Origin of the sequence: Paenarthrobacter sp. NPDC056912 (genome assembly GCF_042786555.1) — a bacterium.
In the GTDB taxonomy this organism is placed as follows: domain Bacteria; phylum Actinomycetota; class Actinomycetes; order Actinomycetales; family Micrococcaceae; genus Arthrobacter.
This window is the reverse complement of record NZ_JBHUCD010000007.1, coordinates 204,263-219,777: the sequence shown is the minus strand read 5'-3', so window position 1 is coordinate 219,777 and position 15,515 is coordinate 204,263. Positions and strand designations below refer to the sequence as shown.

The 15,515-nt window shown below is 63.5% G+C and carries 14 protein-coding genes and 1 rRNA gene; 9 read left to right on the top strand and 6 right to left on the bottom strand.

Annotated features, from left to right (window positions below; translation table 11 throughout):
• Nucleotides 1-185 precede the first annotated feature (185 nt).
• A 5S ribosomal RNA gene (rrf, locus tag ACFRJ9_RS10410) occupies nucleotides 186-302 on the top strand.
• Between the two features lie 76 nt (nucleotides 303-378).
• On the opposite strand, the gene ACFRJ9_RS10405 is transcribed toward rrf, so the two are convergent.
• Nucleotides 379-1,242, bottom strand: a complete 864-nt coding sequence (locus ACFRJ9_RS10405) for a LysR substrate-binding domain-containing protein (protein ID WP_377667190.1) — start codon at nucleotides 1,240-1,242, stop codon at nucleotides 379-381.
• A 71-nt stretch (nucleotides 1,243-1,313) separates the two neighbouring features.
• Here ACFRJ9_RS10405 and ACFRJ9_RS10400 point away from each other — a divergent pair, with 71 nt between their 5' ends.
• Both ACFRJ9_RS10400 and ACFRJ9_RS10395 read left to right on the top strand, forming a co-directional pair.
• The gene (locus ACFRJ9_RS10400) at nucleotides 1,314-2,207 is read left to right on the top strand and encodes an alkaline phosphatase family protein (RefSeq protein WP_377667188.1); all 894 of its coding nucleotides are present in this window, start codon (nucleotides 1,314-1,316) and stop codon (nucleotides 2,205-2,207) included.
• Nucleotides 2,204-3,052, top strand: a complete 849-nt coding sequence (locus ACFRJ9_RS10395; protein ID WP_377667185.1) for an EamA family transporter — start codon at nucleotides 2,204-2,206, stop codon at nucleotides 3,050-3,052. The genes ACFRJ9_RS10400 and ACFRJ9_RS10395 overlap by 4 nt, the downstream gene beginning before the upstream one ends.
• On the opposite strand, the gene ACFRJ9_RS10390 is transcribed toward ACFRJ9_RS10395, so the two are convergent.
• From ACFRJ9_RS10390 to ACFRJ9_RS10380, 3 genes are all read right to left on the bottom strand, one after another.
• Complete coding sequence (locus ACFRJ9_RS10390) at nucleotides 3,049-3,882, bottom strand: alpha/beta fold hydrolase (RefSeq protein WP_377667183.1); 834 nt, start codon at nucleotides 3,880-3,882, stop codon at nucleotides 3,049-3,051. The two genes, ACFRJ9_RS10395 and ACFRJ9_RS10390, sit on opposite strands and share 4 nt — an antisense overlap.
• A 63-nt stretch (nucleotides 3,883-3,945) precedes the next feature.
• Nucleotides 3,946-4,800 (bottom strand): alpha/beta fold hydrolase, encoded by an 855-nt coding sequence (locus ACFRJ9_RS10385; protein ID WP_377667181.1) that lies wholly within the window; start codon nucleotides 4,798-4,800, stop codon nucleotides 3,946-3,948.
• A 9-nt stretch (nucleotides 4,801-4,809) separates the two neighbouring features.
• Entirely contained in the window at nucleotides 4,810-5,703 is an 894-nt protein-coding gene (locus tag ACFRJ9_RS10380) for an alpha/beta fold hydrolase (protein ID WP_377667179.1), read from the bottom strand.
• Nucleotides 5,704-5,759: 56 nt separating this feature from the next.
• Between ACFRJ9_RS10380 and lysS the strand changes: the two genes are divergently transcribed.
• From lysS to ACFRJ9_RS10360, 4 genes are all read left to right on the top strand, one after another.
• Nucleotides 5,760-7,289 carry a lysine--tRNA ligase gene (gene lysS / locus ACFRJ9_RS10375; RefSeq protein ID WP_377667177.1) on the top strand — a complete coding sequence of 510 codons (1,530 nt, stop codon included), beginning with the start codon at nucleotides 5,760-5,762 and terminating at the stop codon, nucleotides 7,287-7,289.
• Nucleotides 7,290-7,291: 2 nt separating this feature from the next.
• A complete protein-coding gene (locus tag ACFRJ9_RS10370) occupies nucleotides 7,292-7,465 on the top strand; it encodes a hypothetical protein (RefSeq protein ID WP_377667174.1) in 174 nt (57 codons plus the stop codon).
• Nucleotides 7,466-7,592: 127 nt separating this feature from the next.
• The gene (locus ACFRJ9_RS10365; RefSeq protein WP_377667172.1) at nucleotides 7,593-7,919 is read left to right on the top strand and encodes an Lsr2 family protein; all 327 of its coding nucleotides are present in this window, start codon (nucleotides 7,593-7,595) and stop codon (nucleotides 7,917-7,919) included.
• 366 nt (nucleotides 7,920-8,285) lie between these two features.
• Complete coding sequence (locus tag ACFRJ9_RS10360) at nucleotides 8,286-10,778, top strand: ATP-dependent Clp protease ATP-binding subunit (RefSeq protein WP_377667169.1); 2,493 nt, start codon at nucleotides 8,286-8,288, stop codon at nucleotides 10,776-10,778.
• A gap of 73 nt (nucleotides 10,779-10,851) precedes the next feature.
• Here the strand turns inward: ACFRJ9_RS10360 and ACFRJ9_RS10355 are convergent, their stop codons facing one another.
• On the bottom strand, nucleotides 10,852-11,535 hold the full coding sequence (locus tag ACFRJ9_RS10355) for a TetR/AcrR family transcriptional regulator C-terminal domain-containing protein (protein ID WP_377667166.1): 684 nt from the start codon (nucleotides 11,533-11,535) through the stop codon (nucleotides 10,852-10,854).
• 113 nt (nucleotides 11,536-11,648) lie between these two features.
• Between ACFRJ9_RS10355 and ACFRJ9_RS10350 the strand changes: the two genes are divergently transcribed.
• On the top strand, nucleotides 11,649-12,857 hold the full coding sequence (locus tag ACFRJ9_RS10350) for a glycosyltransferase (RefSeq protein ID WP_377667164.1): 1,209 nt from the start codon (nucleotides 11,649-11,651) through the stop codon (nucleotides 12,855-12,857).
• Nucleotides 12,858-12,938: 81 nt separating this feature from the next.
• Complete coding sequence (locus tag ACFRJ9_RS10345; RefSeq protein WP_377667162.1) at nucleotides 12,939-15,041, top strand: S9 family peptidase; 2,103 nt, start codon at nucleotides 12,939-12,941, stop codon at nucleotides 15,039-15,041.
• On the opposite strand, the gene ACFRJ9_RS10340 is transcribed toward ACFRJ9_RS10345, so the two are convergent.
• Entirely contained in the window at nucleotides 14,939-15,463 is a 525-nt protein-coding gene (locus ACFRJ9_RS10340; protein ID WP_377667159.1) for a Fic family protein, read from the bottom strand. The genes ACFRJ9_RS10345 and ACFRJ9_RS10340 overlap by 103 nt on opposite strands.
• Between the last annotated feature and the right edge of the window lie 52 nt (nucleotides 15,464-15,515).

The following is a 15,515-nucleotide window of genomic DNA, read 5'->3' as shown; positions in this document are numbered from 1 at the left end:
AAAGACTCGTGAAGCTGACCGGTACTAATAGGCCAACAACTTACACCACACAACACACTGCACGCGTCCACTATGTGGTTCCCGAACAACAAAACCGTTCACAGGAACCAACAACTCAATAACAACACCACAATGTTGTAACCACACACTTCCCACCCCCACAGAGGGGGGACGGGTAACAAGGTTACGGCGGTCATAGCGTGGGGGAAACGCCCGGTCCCATTCCGAACCCGGAAGCTAAGACCCACAGCGCCGATGGTACTGCACCCGGGAGGGTGTGGGAGAGTAGGACACCGCCGGACACACATTAAAAACGGGAGAGCCCCGACCACGACGGTCGGGGCTCTCCCCACTTAACCACCAAACACCACACACAGCTCAGCGTGCGGTGCACTCCACCACGGCTTCCACCACATGGCTCCTCTGGTTGTCCGTGCGGTACACCAGGTATTCCGTTATGGGCGGCACTGGATCCGCGAAGTCCAGGAGGACCAGGCGGGGATCGTCTGTGAATTCATCCTCGGCGATGACGCCGATTCCCAGGCCTGCGATCACGGCGGCCTGGACCGCCTCGCGGCTGTCCGTCTCGAGCACTTCCGCCGGCTGCAGCTGGGCTTTGGTGAGGGCTTCCTCGATGCTTCTCCGGGTCACGGACCCCACTTCCCGAATGATCAGTGGCTGCGTTACCAGGTGGTGGAGCCTGATCGTTTTGGCGCCGGCCAAGGGATTGTCGTGCCGCACGAAAGCCACCAGGTCCTGTGTCCCCAGCGCACGTGCCGTCAGTTCGGGGTGGGGCGTTTCGTCCGCGATGATGCCTACATCCACGGTGCCCGCAAGCACGCGCTTCCTGATCGCAGCGGAGTTGCCGCTGACAAGCTGGATGCCTAGCCCGGGATTCCGGCGGCGGAAGGTGCTGAGCACCCCCACGGCATTGATGGGCGCATCCGTGCCGAATCGGAGCTCGCCGTGCATGACACGCCGCGCCTTGGCCAGCACCGCTTCAGCTTCCATTTCAGCGGCGAAGAGCCGGGATGTGACGGCAAAGAGCTTCCGTCCCGGTGCGGTGAGCTCCACGGATCGTCCGGATCGTTGCAAGACCTGCACGCCGTGCTGCTTCTCCAGGAGCCGGACTTGTTCGGACAGCGTCGGCTGGCTGACGTTGGCGGCTGCAGCTGCCGCCACGAAACTTCCGTACGTGGCGACGTGGTGAAAAGCCCGGAGGTGCGTCAGATTCATAGGCATGGCCTAAGTCTTCTATAGATGTGAATGGTTGTCCCTATGCGTTCGGTATCAGGCCAAGTACCGTCGTCGGTGTGAAGAATGAACCCCGCGTCCTGGTTGTCGGCATCGACGGCGTCCGCTACGACTCTTTGCTGGCCGCAAATACTCCCGCTGCGGACCGAATAGCCTCGCAGGGCTTCCTGATCCCTGCCCGCGTCCACAGGAAGAACGCAACCATCTCGGGTCCGGTGTGGGCCACGGTTGCCACTGGCGTGTACGCCGACAGGCATCTGGTGACAGGCAACAGCCACCACCCGGAGGAACTGGACCGCTATCCGGATTTCACCGCGGCTCTTCGAGAATCGCGTCCAGGCCTGCAAACAATGATCGCCGCCAGTTGGCACCCCCTTGCGGAGGGGGTGCACTGCGGCCCGCTCTTTTCCTCCCGGGGTTGGGTGCCCCAGCCGGACCCGGAAGAAGCGAACGACGCCGATAGCTGGGTCAGTGCGGATGACGCCGTTATGGAATATGCGGCCCGACGGTTGGAGACCGAGGATCTTGCAGCGTCCTTCGTCTACTTTGGCGAGGCCGATGTCGAAGCCCACAACCGTGGCACCGGCGACGGCTATACCGCAGCCATTGAGCGCTGTGATGCCCGCTTGGATGCCCTGCTGACGGCGATCGAAAGGAGGCCTCAACGGGTTGGGGAAGACTGGACGGTCATCGTGGCCACGGACCACGGTCACTTGGACTCCGGCGGCCATGGCGGGGACAGCGAAGCTGAGCGCACGGCGTGGATTGCTGGGTGCGGAACAAGTGTGCCCCACGACATCACGGAGGTGGACCACGCTGACGTCTTCGCCCACGTCCTGACCATGTTCGGCATCAAGGCGACGAACTCCGAGGGCGTGCCGTTCGGCCAACGGCAGGCTAGGGGACAGGAGCGCCGGGAGCTTAGCGGGCAGGGCGCGCCGGAACGGGCATGACCCTCACTGTGATGGCCGCCGTGCTGTTCGCAGCGGTCCTGCATAGCGCCTGGAATGCGATCGCCAAGGCGATTCCGGATCGCCTGGCATCTTCGACGATGATCGCCGTGGCCTACCTGGTGTCCGGAGTAGCGGGTTCGATTGTCTTCGGTGTTCCGTCCGGACCATCGTGGCCTTTCGTTTTTGCCTCCGCAGCACTCCAGACCTGTTACCTCATCCTGCTCACCACGTCCTACAAGCATGGTGACTTCTCCCAGGTGTATCCGCTCGCCCGCGGCCTGGCCGTTCTCCTTGTGACAGCAGTGGCCACGACTTTCCTCGCAGAAAAGCTGAGCCCGTGGCAGCTGGCGGGAGTCGCCGTCGTCGCCGGTTCCTTGCTGAGCCTGGCCCTCGCAGGGAAACGCCGGGCACCTTCAAACCGCAAGGGCACAATCTTCGCGGTGCTGACCGGTGCGTCCATCGCGGCTTACACCTTGGTGGACGGCGTAGGAGTTCGGCTCTCCGGGGACCCTCTGGCCTACATCTCTTGGCTGTTCCTGCTTCAGGGCCTGTTGATCCCGTGCGTTTGTTGGCGGCTGGCCGCGGAACGGCGAACGTTCGCGAAGCGGGTGGTCCGTTACTGGAAACCCGGCTTCATAGGTGGCCTGGTGTCCATGCTTGCCTACGGGATCGTGGTGTGGGCCCAAAGCCTTGCGCCGTTGGCCTTGGTGTCAGCATTGCGTGAGACCAGTGTCCTGCTGGCTGGGATCATTGGGGCGGTGTTCTTCAACGAACGGTTCAGCCGCGTGCGGCTGGCGCTGACCGTAGTAGCGGTTGCCGGCATCGCGGCCATCCAGCTCGGCTAGCCGGAGAAGAACTCCGACAACTCCGCGATCAGTTTGTCCGGAGCCTTGTTGGGTCCATCGTGCCCGAAGCCAGGCAGGATGGTGTAGCTCGAGCCGGACAGGACATCGTGAATCTGGCCGCAGGCAACACCGAAGTAGGCCGGGCTCTTCTCGCCAACCACGATCAACGTCTCCAAGGGCAGCTCAAGGAACGGCTCCGCCGGCATGTCGGCGGCGATCACAGCCTTGATTTCCCGGACACCACAGGTCATCAGTTCACGCATCTGCTTGCCCAGCGGAGTCCCGGCAGCCAGTTTCGTGGCGAGGGTCAACATGGACAGCGGCATGCGCGCGAAGGCGCCCCCGGTCTCGACTCCCTTGATCAGGACAGCGAGGCCGCGATCATAGTCTCCCGCCGCCGTCGCGCGTTCATATTCGGGCGTCCAGTCAGCCTTGACGCTGTGGTTGACGGAAACCGCGGGGTCGTAGACCGCGAGGCGTTCCACCGGGAGGGTCCGCGCGGCGTGCAGCGCCACGGCGCCACCAAAGCTGTGCCCGAACACATCCGTGCTCGAGGTGTGTTTCATGACGGCATCCAAGTCCCGGATATCGGCTTCCAACGTGTAATCCTCGGCCTGCGGCGACGAATCACCGCGGCCGCGCCTGTTGAACGTATGGACCGGGCGGCCGAGGGCCTCGCTCAGCTTCTGCGCGAAACGCGTGTAGTCGGTTGCCGTCACCATGGATGCAGGGACGACGACGACGCCGGAACCTGCCGCTGCCAGCTCACCACCCGTGGTGAGTACCTCGAGGTGTCCGCCGTCGGCTGTGATGATGATGTCGCGCGTCATGAGTCGAGCCTATCCGAGCCACCTGAAAGCCCGCAGCATGCCCGGCCTTATGTGGACAACCAGTCAGCCTTTGAAGTAGTCCGAAATATCGGCGACGAGCTCGTTGACCGCGGCCGGAACCGAACCGTGGAACCCCTTCGGGGAGACTTGCAGCGTGCTGCCGGGGACAGCCCTGTTCAGGCGGGAGGCAGTGACTTTGTAGAATTGCGGGCTCTTCTTGCCCACCATGAAGTGGGTGTTGGGAGGCAGCACGGAGAAGTCGCGGGGCGTCTCGGCCTCCTCAAAAGCGGCTTTGAGCTCGCCCACGCCAGAGGGCATCAGTTCGCGGAACAAGCTGTTGACTTTGGTCCTCGAAACCACCGCCATGAGACCGGCCAGGATGGGTTCAGGAACCTTGGCCAAAGCTGTTCCCTGGTTCATGCCACGTTTCATCCGGGCCATGGCCCGGCCAACATCGCCCTTGTTGACTGAGTCAGCGAAACCCTCCAGCCAGCCAGTGTCCATGCTTCCGTCGATATTCACGGCGGCGTCGTACACGGCGAGCTTGTCCGGTTGGTAATCGGTGCCGGCAAACTCCTGGGCGGCGTTCAAGGCGACGGAGCCGCCAAGGCTGTGGCCCATGATGTTCCGGGCGCCCGTGGTGTCCATGATGGTGCGGACATCGGCGATCTCCGTGGCCATGGAGTAATCGTGCGGCTGCTCTGTGGAATTGCCCCGGCCACGGCGGTCATACACGTCCACGGCCCAGCCATCGCCGAGGCCCTTGGACAGGGCGACGGAGAACGGACGATAGATGAGCGCCGTGAGGAACGCACCTCCGATGAGCACCACCCGGCGCTCCCCGGGCGCGTCCTCCGTGCCGTAGCTGTACAAGGCGAGCCTGCCGCCGTCGTGCGTCTTGATCTCGCGTTCCCTCACCGGAACATCCTAGGCGGCGCCGGCAGGATCCCCGGGGAGGTGGTTTCCCGAGAGGAACCGGGCGATCCGGGCAGCAAGGCGTTTGCCGGGCCGGAGCGGACCTTCATGGAATTGCAATGGCACGATTGCGAAGTCGATCACCGGGACAGCTCCGGCAAGCATCCGACCGGTCTCGGCAAAATAGGAAGGACTCCAGCCGCCACTGAGCATGAGAGTGGGCGTGGACAGTTTGGTGAAGTCGTGAAGGTGCGCGTCCGAGTCCAGGACCGCCCGCATTTCAGCGACGGCGGTGGGCAGCAAGGAGCGCATCTCCAGGCCCAGCCGGGTCCGGGCAGACAGGATGCTGAGTGTCCGCAACGCCCCCATGGGCAGGTAGGAGATCGGGCCGGCGGTCCCCAGGCCCTGCACCAGGTGCGCCCAGGCATGATCGAGTTGACCGGCCGTGACGGCCTCCTCAAGTTCTGGACGCCATCGGCTGCTGAGATTGCCGGACAGCGACACTGCGGCGTCGTACGTGACCAGCCGTTTGATCTTCCCTTGGCGGGCAGCCTGCAGCGCGACGAAACCGCCGTAGCTGTGCGCCACGACGTCCGTGGAACCCGTTTTCTCCAACACTGCGTGCAGGTCTGAGATCTCGGTGTCGGCGGAATATCCCGGCGGCTGCGGGGCAGAACGCCCGCGGCCGCGCCGGTTGTAACTGTGAACCGGACGTCCCAGCATCACGCTGAGGGTCCGCGCAAACGGCCAGTACAGGGAGTCGGTCACCAAGGTGCCATGGACAAGCACGACGCCGGCTTCCGTGGGGGCGTGGGACCCCGGAATCGAAGCACCCGACGCGGGCCGGAAGGTGTGCACTTCCAGCTGGCCGCCGCCGTCGTCCGTTTCAACTGTCCACGTCTCCACAGCCCGAGTCTATGTCCGGAAGTAAAGGCCCATAATCACCGGTAAACTTAAGGACTGTGACTTCCGCAAACACCCCAGCCCTTAACACCTCCGCCGAGCCCGTCGACGCCAGCGAGCAGATGCGAATCCGTATGGAAAAGCGCACCAAGCTGATCGAGCGCGGTACAGAGGCCTATCCGGTGGGTGTTGAGCGGACCCATTCCCTGAGCGAAATCCGCGAGAAATACGCGCACCTTGAAGCGGACGAGACCACAGGCGACATCGTGGGCGTCACCGGCCGCGTCGTTTTCGTCCGCAACACCGGCAAGCTGTGCTTCGCCACCCTCCAGGAAGGTGGCGTGGACGGCAAGGGCGTACGGCTCCAGGCGATGCTGAGCCTGGCCAACGTTGGCGAAGAAGCGCTCGCCGATTGGAAAGCCCTGGTGGACCTTGGGGACCACGTGTTCATCAAGGGCGAGGTCATCTCCTCCCGCCGAGGCGAACTCTCCGTCATGGCCGACTCCTGGTCCATGGCCTCCAAGGCGCTGCGCCCGCTTCCGGTCCTGCACGCTGAACTGAACGAGGAAACGCGTGTTCGCCAGCGCTACGTGGACCTCATGGTCCGCGATGAAGCCCGCGAGATGGTCTACAAGCGTGCCGCCATCACCCGCTCTGTCCGCGACACCTTGGACCGCCACGGCTACGTGGAGGTGGAGACCCCCATCTTGCAGCTGGTCCACGGCGGGGCCTCGGCCCGTCCGTTCGAGACGCACATGAATGCCTTCGACCAGAAGATGACCCTGCGAATCGCCACAGAGCTGTTCCTCAAGCGTGCGGTGGTCGGCGGAATCGACCGCGTGTACGACATGGGCCGTGTCTTCCGTAACGAGGGCGTCGACTCCACGCACAGCCCCGAATTCACCACCCTGGAATGCTACGAAGCCTGGGCCGACCAGTTCGTCATGGCCGAGCGCATGAAGGAAATCATCCTGAACGTGGCGGACGTGGTGGGCACGCGCACCATCCAGACGGACGCCGGGGAAATCAACCTCGACGGCGAATGGGCTTGGATTTCGGTGTACCCGGGTCTCTCGGAAGCTGTAGGCGTGGAAATCACTCCCGACACCACGGTGGACGAGCTGCTGGCCCTTGCTGCCAAGCACGAGGTCAAGGTTGATCCCAAGTGGGACGCCGAGAAACTCGTGGTTGAGCTGTTCGGCGAAATCGTGGAGCCAACACTGCTGAACCCCACTTTCGTCTACGACTACCCGCCGTCCGCCCAGCCGTTGGCCCGTCCGCACCGCGAGGACGGCCGCCTCATCGAGGCTTGGGACCTGATCATTGGCGGAATGGAGCGCGGTACCGCCTTCTCGGAGCTCATTGACCCCGTGATCCAGCGCGAACGCCTGACCGAACAGTCCCGCCGTTCTGCGGCCGGCGATGTTGAAGCCATGCAGCTGGATGAGGATTTCCTGCGCGCGCTCGAATACGGTGCGCCGCCAATGGGTGGCATCGGCCTCGGAATCGACCGGCTGGTCATGCTGTTCACCGGTGCCGGTATCCGCGAAACCATCCTGTTCCCCCTGCTGAAGCCCGAAGGACACTAATCATGGAGTACATCGCAGTCCTGGCGCCGTCCGTGGTGGTTGGATTGATCTTCTGGTTCGCCATGAAGTCGATCTTCAATGCGGACAAATCCGAGCGGCAGGCCGAGGCCCGCGCCCAAGCGGAAGCAAATTCCCGGAATTCCGGCCCGTCGCCGGAAGGGCCGGTCGCTAAATAGCCCTAATTGGCTTCCCTAAAGCTGGAATCCAAAATGTCCCTTTGACGTGCGTGCCGGGTGTGAACGATAATCAACAATAGGAACTCGCGCATTTCTGATTATCCACCCTCCAAAGGAGAGGCTACTCATGGCACAGAAAGTAAAAATCATCCTTGTCGATGACCTGGATGAAGGGGCTGCGGACGAAACTATCCGCTTTGGCTTGGACGGCGTGAGCTACGAGATGGACCTGTCCACGGCTAACGCGGCCTCGCTGCGTCAGGCCTTGGAGCCCTACGTTGCAAAGGCCAGGAAGACTTCTTCGGGTCGCGCTACGCGAGGACGGGCCACCGCTGTACGGAGCCAGGATTCCGCACAGATCCGCCAGTGGGCCCGTGATAACGGTTACACGGTCAACAGCCGCGGTCGTATTCAGGCCGAAATTCAGGAAGCCTACCAAAAGGCTAATTCCTGATTCATCGCTTCATGCCCCGGCAGCTACTGCCGGGGCATTGGCTTTTTAAGCACTCCGTTTGTGCGATTCGGCGTTCGTCCAACGCTTGGAATTTCGTGTGAATCACGCCTTGCCGGGGGAGTCTGCATAACGGCCCTATTGGGTGGATGCATAGCCGTGGTGGAAGCTACCCGGAAATACTCCCGGTGATTGGCTGTTCACTGCCGCTGGGCCGGGCGTCAGGATGACACCGCGGCGGCCCCCGGTCAAGGGCTGGAAGCGGATTTATTCCGCCAAGGCGTCATGTTTCCCCTGTGGCGAACACGCCCCAAAACTGTTGCTCCGGCACGTAGAGTCAAAGTACGTCGTAGCTAGGAGTGTGGCGAAATGTTTGAGAGATTTACGGACCGTGCCCGTCGCGTGGTCGTCCTTGCCCAAGAAGAGGCACGGATGCTCAATCACAATTACATCGGTACCGAGCACATCCTCTTGGGTCTGATCCACGAGGGTGAAGGCGTTGCTGCCAAGGCGCTTGAGTCCCTGAGCATTTCGCTCGATGGCGTCCGCGAGCAGGTGCAGGAGATCATCGGCCAGGGCCAGCAGGCTCCATCCGGCCACATCCCCTTCACGCCCCGCGCCAAGAAGGTGCTTGAGCTTTCGCTCCGCGAAGCACTGCAGCTCGGCCACAACTACATCGGTACTGAGCACATCCTGCTCGGCCTCATTCGCGAAGGCGAAGGCGTGGCCGCCCAGGTGTTGGTCAAGCTCGGTGCGGACCTCAACCGTGTCCGCCAGCAGGTCATCCAGCTGCTCTCCGGCTACCAGGGCAAGGAAACTCCCGGTTCCGGTTCCGGCCAGGGACAGCCGGAGGGAACTCCTGCCGGTTCGGTGGTCCTGGACCAGTTCGGCCGCAACCTTACGCAGGCTGCCCGCGAGAACAAGCTCGATCCTGTGATCGGCCGCGAGCAGGAGATGGAACGCGTCATGCAGGTCCTCTCCCGCCGTACCAAGAACAACCCGGTGCTGATCGGTGAGCCCGGCGTCGGTAAGACCGCCGTCGTCGAGGGCCTTGCCCAGGCGATCGTCCGTGGCGATGTCCCGGAGACCATCAAGGACAAGCAGCTGTACACGCTTGACCTCGGCTCTTTGGTTGCCGGTTCACGCTACCGCGGTGACTTCGAAGAGCGACTGAAGAAGGTCCTCAAGGAAATCCGCACCCGCGGCGACATCATCCTCTTCATCGACGAGATCCACACGCTCGTTGGTGCGGGTGCTGCCGAGGGCGCCATTGACGCTGCGTCCATCCTGAAGCCGATGCTCGCACGTGGTGAACTCCAGACCATCGGTGCCACCACGCTGGACGAATACCGCAAGCACATTGAGAAGGATGCTGCGCTTGAGCGCCGCTTCCAGCCGATCCAGGTCAAGGAACCGTCTGTCGCGCACGCGATCGAAATCCTGAAGGGCCTCCGGGACCGTTACGAGGCACACCACCGCGTCACGATCACCGACGGCGCACTTGCCTCAGCCGCGCAGCTGGCCGAACGCTACATTTCGGACCGTTTCCTGCCGGACAAGGCGATCGACCTCATCGATGAAGCCGGCGCGCGACTCCGCATCCGCCGCATGACCGCTCCGCCGGAGCTCAAAGCCATGGATGAGCGCATTGCCGATGTGAAGATGGAGAAGGAATCCGCCATCGACGCCCAGGACTTCGAGGGTGCTGCCTCGCTGCGCGACAAGGAGCAGAAGCTCATTGCCGAACGCGCAGAGAAGGAACGCAACTGGAAGTCCGGCGGCATGGACGACATCTCCGAGGTTGACGAAGACCTGATTGCCGAAGTTCTTGCGAACTCCACCGGCATTCCTGTCTTCAAGCTCACCGAGGAAGAGTCCTCGCGGCTCCTCAAGATGGAAGACGAACTGCACAAGCGCGTCGTCGGCCAGGACGAGGCCATTCGTGCCCTGTCGCAGGCAATCCGCCGCACGCGTGCAGGCCTGAAGGACCCCAAGCGTCCCGGTGGCTCGTTCATCTTCGCCGGCCCCACCGGCGTCGGCAAGACCGAGCTCGCCAAGGCCCTCGCCGAGTTCCTCTTCGGTGAAGAGGATGCGCTCATCACGCTGGACATGTCCGAGTACTCCGAGAAGCACACGGTTTCGCGTCTCTTCGGTGCTCCTCCGGGCTACGTCGGCTACGAAGAAGGCGGCCAGCTGACCGAGAAGGTCCGTCGTCGTCCGTTCTCCGTGGTCCTGTTCGATGAAGTTGAGAAGGCCCACGCGGACCTGTTCAACTCGCTTCTGCAGATCCTGGAAGACGGCCGCCTGACCGACTCGCAAGGCCGCGTTGTGGACTTCAAGAACACCGTGATCATCATGACCACCAACCTTGGTACGCGAGACATCTCCAAGAGCGTGGCTACTGGTTTCCAGTCCGGCACGGATACTCAGACCGGCTACAACCGCATGCGGGCCCGGGTCACGGAGGAGCTCAAGCAGCACTTCCGTCCTGAGTTCCTCAACCGTGTTGACGACGTCGTGGTGTTCCCGCAGCTGACGCAGGATGAGATCATCGAGATCGTGGACCTGTTCGTGACCCGCCTGGAGCGCCGCCTCAAGGACAAGGACATGGGCATCGAGCTCACCACCGCAGCCAAGGTACTCCTGGCGACGCGTGGTTACGATCCTGCGATGGGTGCCCGGCCTTTGCGCCGCACCATCCAGCGCGAGATCGAGGACCAGCTGTCCGAGAAGATCCTGTTCGGCGAGCTGCACCCCGGCGACATCGTGGTGGTGGACGTGGATGGCGAAGGAGACGAAGCCAAGTTCACGTTCGAAGGCAACGCCAAGCCGCGAATCCCGGAGATCGCTCCCACCGCTTAAGGCATCTGTCCTGACAGAAAAGCCCCGTCTGTTCCGCAAGGAACGGCGGGGCTTTTTCGTTGATCGAGGAAACCTAAGCCGGGACGCCTGCGCCGGCCAGATAGTTGGTGATGATGCGGGCAAATTGCTCCTCCGGGTGGCCGTCGCCGGTGTGTCCGGTCAGTGCGGCGGCCAGATGCGGGTAGTCCCCGGCTTGGAGGGCATCGACGAGGTACTGACCGCGGTTTGCGGCGGCACCCTCGGGTTCGGGCGGGCGCGTTGCGGCCATCTCGTTTTGGACGAATGCCGAAGTGATGGCTGACAGCATGGCCACCGTCTGGAGTTTGGCGGGGCCCTGAAGGTCCACCGTTCCCAAAGCGGCCAGAGCGGCTTCCAAGTATCGGAGCGAATGAGGGCCCATGGACGGCCGGGTCAACAGCAGTGGGGCCAGCCAAGGGTGCCGTTGCATGATGTTCCGGCCTTGGTGCGCAAGATCCAGCAGTTGCTCCCGTGGTCCACCGGCGGCGGACGCAAGCTGGTACTCGCTGCTCACCGTGTCCATCATGAGTTCAACGAGTTCATCGTGCGATTTGACGTACCTGTAGAGGGACGCGGCGCCGGCACCGATGCTGGCGGCGACTCGCCGGATGGATACAGCGGACAGGCCTTCCTGGTCAGCGATGCGGATCGCCGCGGCCGCTATCCGTTCCCTTGAGTGCTCAGGTTTGGGCCCGACCGCCGAGCGCTCAGGGCGGCGCCATAGATCAGTGGGATCCAAAGCAGGCAATCGAGTACCGCCTTTCCTGGGTCGATGTGGTTTGGTCCTGGTCCTATTTCACTATATTCTGAATTGCGAACGGTGATCGCAATTACCAAAGATGAGGGGCAGCAATGCGGATACTGATGGTCACTCCGGGTACGCGCGGGGATGTCGCGCCCATGGCGGGGCTCGGTAACCGCCTGCAGGAGCAGGGCTTTGAGGTCGCAATTGCGGCCAACCCGGCCTACGCGCCGCTGGTTGTCGCTTCAGGATGCGAGTATCGGCAGCTTCCCGGTGACCTGACCGAGCTGATCCGACAGCCTGCGCCGGGTGCGAAGGCCGCGGGCGGAAGCGTGCTCTCCTTCTGGCGGAAGCTCAGTGACTACATGGAGGGTGCGGCTACCGGGACTTTGGCCGCCGCCGAGGCCGGTGCCGACGTCATTCTGGCCAATTCGGTGGCGCCCTATGCCTACGACATTGCCGAGGCCTTCGGTATCCCCGCCATTGGCGCACATTTGCAGCCCACGGAACCCAGTGCGGACTACCCTCCTGTGCTGATGAACTCGGCGCGAAGCCTCGGCTCGTTGGGCAACAAGATCATTGGTGAGCGCGCAGCTGCCGGCCCGGCTCCCTATGACGGTCCCAGTGCGCGCCTTCGCAAAGCGCTGGGGCTTAAGAAGGAAAGTCGTGCGGTTGGCGAGCGGCGGCGGAGGAAGGCGAAGGCGACCATCCTTCATGGCATCAGCCCCACCGTCCTGCCGCGGCCTGCTGATTGGCACTCCGGCCTGGTCATGGCGGGGTATTGGCGGCCTGCGGTGGAGCCCGATTGGCAGCCCTCCGCGGACCTTATGGACTTCCTCGCGGACGGTCCGCCGCCGGTCTTCGTCGGCTTTGGGAGCAGTGCCCACGTTGACCCCGACTTCATCCTCGAAGCCACCCGGCGCGCAGGGGTGCGCGCAGTCCTGCAGGGCATGGAGGGCGTGACGGGCAGTGATGCCCTCGGTGTGGGGCACATTCCGCATGAGTGGATCTTCCCCCGCATGGCCGCCGTGGTTCATCATGCTGGAGCGGGAACCACGGCGGCGGGGCTGCGGGCCGGCGTGCCCACGGTGGGCGTCCCGGTCTATACCGATCAGCCGTTGTGGGCTTCCCGGGTTGCCGCACTCGGCGCAGGCCCCGCGCCGGTTCCGTACAAGACGCTCACTTCCGAGCGCCTGGGCGACGCTATCAAGCAAGCCGTCAACACGTCGTCGTACACCTACCGGGCCGCGGACGTGGCGGCCGCCATCGCGAAAGAGGACGGAACCACTGCCGTGGTGGGTGCCCTGCGAAACCTCTGACCAAGGGAATATCTGAAAGTAGTGTTTCACTGTGAGTGAACCACCCTGTGATCAAGCGCACATTCCGTGTTCAATCAGAGGATGGATTCGACTGACAATCACACCCCGGGCGAACAGCCCGAAACTCCTTTCCACGATATGGACCACTACCTCTCCATCCCCCGGGTTGGTGGACTTACCCTCAGTCCCGATGGCAAGCGTCTGGTCACCACCGTTTCGACGCTGAACGGCAAGGGCACCGAGTTCGCAACAGCCCTGTGGGAGATCGACCCCACGGGCAGAAACCATGCACGCAGGATTACCCGCAGCTCCAAGGGTGAAGCCGGCGCCGCCTTCGCAGCCAACGGGGACCTCTATTTCACGTCGGCACGCCCCGATCCGGAAAGCCCGGACGCGGATCCCGTGAACGCACTATGGTTGCTCCCGGCAGACGGCGGAGAAGCCCGCGTAGCGCACTCACGTTCCGGCGGCATAGGTTCTGTCATGACGGCCAAGGATGCGGACGCAACGTTCGTCAACGCCTCCGTCCTGGCGGGCTCCGCCGACGAGGAAAACGACGAGGAACGCCGTAAAGCCCGCAAGGAGAACAAGGTTTCGGCCATCCTGCACACCGGCTACCCGGTCCGCTACTGGGATGCCGACCTCGGCCCTGCCGAGCCCCGCATTTTCGCGGTGGAGGCAGGCAAAGAGCAGGAACCCGGCAAGCCTTCCACGGTGGACGCTGTCGCGCCGCTCACGCTGCGCAACCTCACCCCCGGCGTCGGCGGCTCGCTGCGGGAAGCCAAGACGGTAGTGAGCCCCGACGGCAAGACCATCTACACGAGCATGACCAAGGCGCTCGCGAAGGCCGACAGCCGCGAGGTGCTCGTCGCCGTCGACGTCTCTACCGGCAACGTCAAGGTGCTGCTGGACCATGAAGGCATGAGCTACTTCCCGGGCCCGGTCAGCCCGGACAACGGCACTCTGGTGGTGGAAAGCGAAAGCGACACGACGCCAACGCAGGCTCCCCAGGTCAAGCTGCACCTGCTCAACGTCTCCGGCGGCGGCGCCACGGACCTGGAGCCGCTCGCGCACCAGTGGGACCGCTGGGCCAACGCCCTCGCATGGCTTCCGGACGGCAGCGCCATCCTGGCGAAAGCGGACGACGACGGCGCGTCGCCGGTTTTCCGGATCGACGTCGCTGACGGTGGCGTTACGCGGGTGACGAAGGACGCCGCCGCTTACTCCGACGTCGTCATTTCCCCGGACGGAACCATGGCATACGCGCTGCGCAGTTCCTATGAGTTCCCCGCTGAAGCGGTGCGGATCGACCTCGCCACTGGTGAGGTGCTCAGGCTGCAGGCGCCAGCCGAGCGGCCAGCCTACAAGGGCCGACTGGAGCGTGTGGATACGACGGCGGAGGACGGCTCACGAGTCCCGGCGTACCTTGCGCTTCCGGATGATGCGTCCGCTGATACGCCGGCCCCGCTCCTGCTCTGGATCCATGGAGGCCCGCTTGGTTCGTGGAACGCATGGACGTGGCGCTGGAACCCGTGGCTGTTGGTGGCCAAGGGCTACGCTGTGTTGTTGCCGGATCCAGCCCTCTCCACGGGCTACGGCCAGGAGTTCATCCAGCGCGGATGGGGCGAATGGGGAAAGAAGCCGTTCACCGACCTCATGGCCATCACGGATGCAGTGGTGGCGCGGCCGGACATTGATGAGTCGCGGACCGCGGCCATGGGTGGATCCTTCGGCGGGTACATGGCCAACTGGGTGGCTGGCCAGACCGACCGCTTCAAGGCGATCGTCACCCACGCAAGCCTGTGGGCACTGGACCAGTTCGGCCCCACCACGGATGCGGCCCAGTACTGGCTCAAGGAAATGACGGCAGGGATGGCGATGGAGAACTCGCCGCACCTGAAGGTGGGCAACATCAAAACGCCCATGCTGGTGATTCACGGCGACAAGGACTATCGAGTGCCCATCGGCGAAGGATTGCGTCTCTGGTACGAGCTCCTGTCCTCCTCGCAGCTGCCGGCCGACGACAACGGCCAGAGTCCCCACCGCTTCCTGTACTTCCCGGACGAGAACCACTGGGTGCTTCAGCCGCAGCACGCGAAGGTCTGGTACGGGGTCGTAGAGCATTTCCTGGCAAAGCAGGTGCTGGGGGAGGAGGCGGACCTCCCGGAGGAGCTGGGTTTGTAAAGAGGGTGGATCGTTTCGAACTGGGCATGGCTGACCGCCACTTGAACGAGTACGGAGACGTCCTGGCGGTCGATGACCTTAACAAGGTCCGTGATTGCACCGTGGACGCGGTCATGGTGTGGAGCAACGAACTCGGCCATCAGCGGTCCGGCCTGGCCAGAGCCGATCCAGACCTGCTCGTCCCGCCAGCGGCCGGCGCCGGAAGGATCGAAGCCGGGCTGGTGGAGCATCAGTGCTTTGTGCATCGCGAGGATGGAGTCCTCGCTGATGTCAGCGGCCAACTGGATGGCTGCCTCCATGGCGCGGACGTTGCCTAAGACGGTTAGCGCGTTGGCTTTGTCGCCCGCGTCGATCTCGGCGAGGGCGAGCTGCTTGGCCGACGTCCTCAAGTGTTCGATCTGCGTGCCCGCCCGGCTGTACACCGGCCCTCCGTCACACGGGGGAGCCGGTGGGTCGGGCGCACGTATGCCTCGT

Bases quoted from the DNA above. Each gene is read 5' to 3' on its own strand.
- ACFRJ9_RS10345 (WP_377667162.1), top strand. From the start codon at position 12,939: ATGGATTCGACTGACAATCACACCCCGGGCGAACAGCCCGAAACTCCT.
- ACFRJ9_RS10360 (WP_377667169.1), top strand. From the start codon at position 8,286: ATGTTTGAGAGATTTACGGACCGTGCCCGTCGCGTGGTCGTCCTTGCC.
- ACFRJ9_RS10395 (WP_377667185.1), top strand. From the start codon at position 2,204: ATGACCCTCACTGTGATGGCCGCCGTGCTGTTCGCAGCGGTCCTGCAT.
- ACFRJ9_RS10350 (WP_377667164.1), top strand. From the start codon at position 11,649: ATGCGGATACTGATGGTCACTCCGGGTACGCGCGGGGATGTCGCGCCC.
- ACFRJ9_RS10370 (WP_377667174.1), top strand. From the start codon at position 7,292: ATGGAGTACATCGCAGTCCTGGCGCCGTCCGTGGTGGTTGGATTGATC.
- ACFRJ9_RS10390 (WP_377667183.1), bottom strand. From the start codon at position 3,882: ATGACGCGCGACATCATCATCACAGCCGACGGCGGACACCTCGAGGTA.
- ACFRJ9_RS10405 (WP_377667190.1), bottom strand. From the start codon at position 1,242: ATGCCTATGAATCTGACGCACCTCCGGGCTTTTCACCACGTCGCCACG.
- ACFRJ9_RS10365 (WP_377667172.1), top strand. From the start codon at position 7,593: ATGGCACAGAAAGTAAAAATCATCCTTGTCGATGACCTGGATGAAGGG.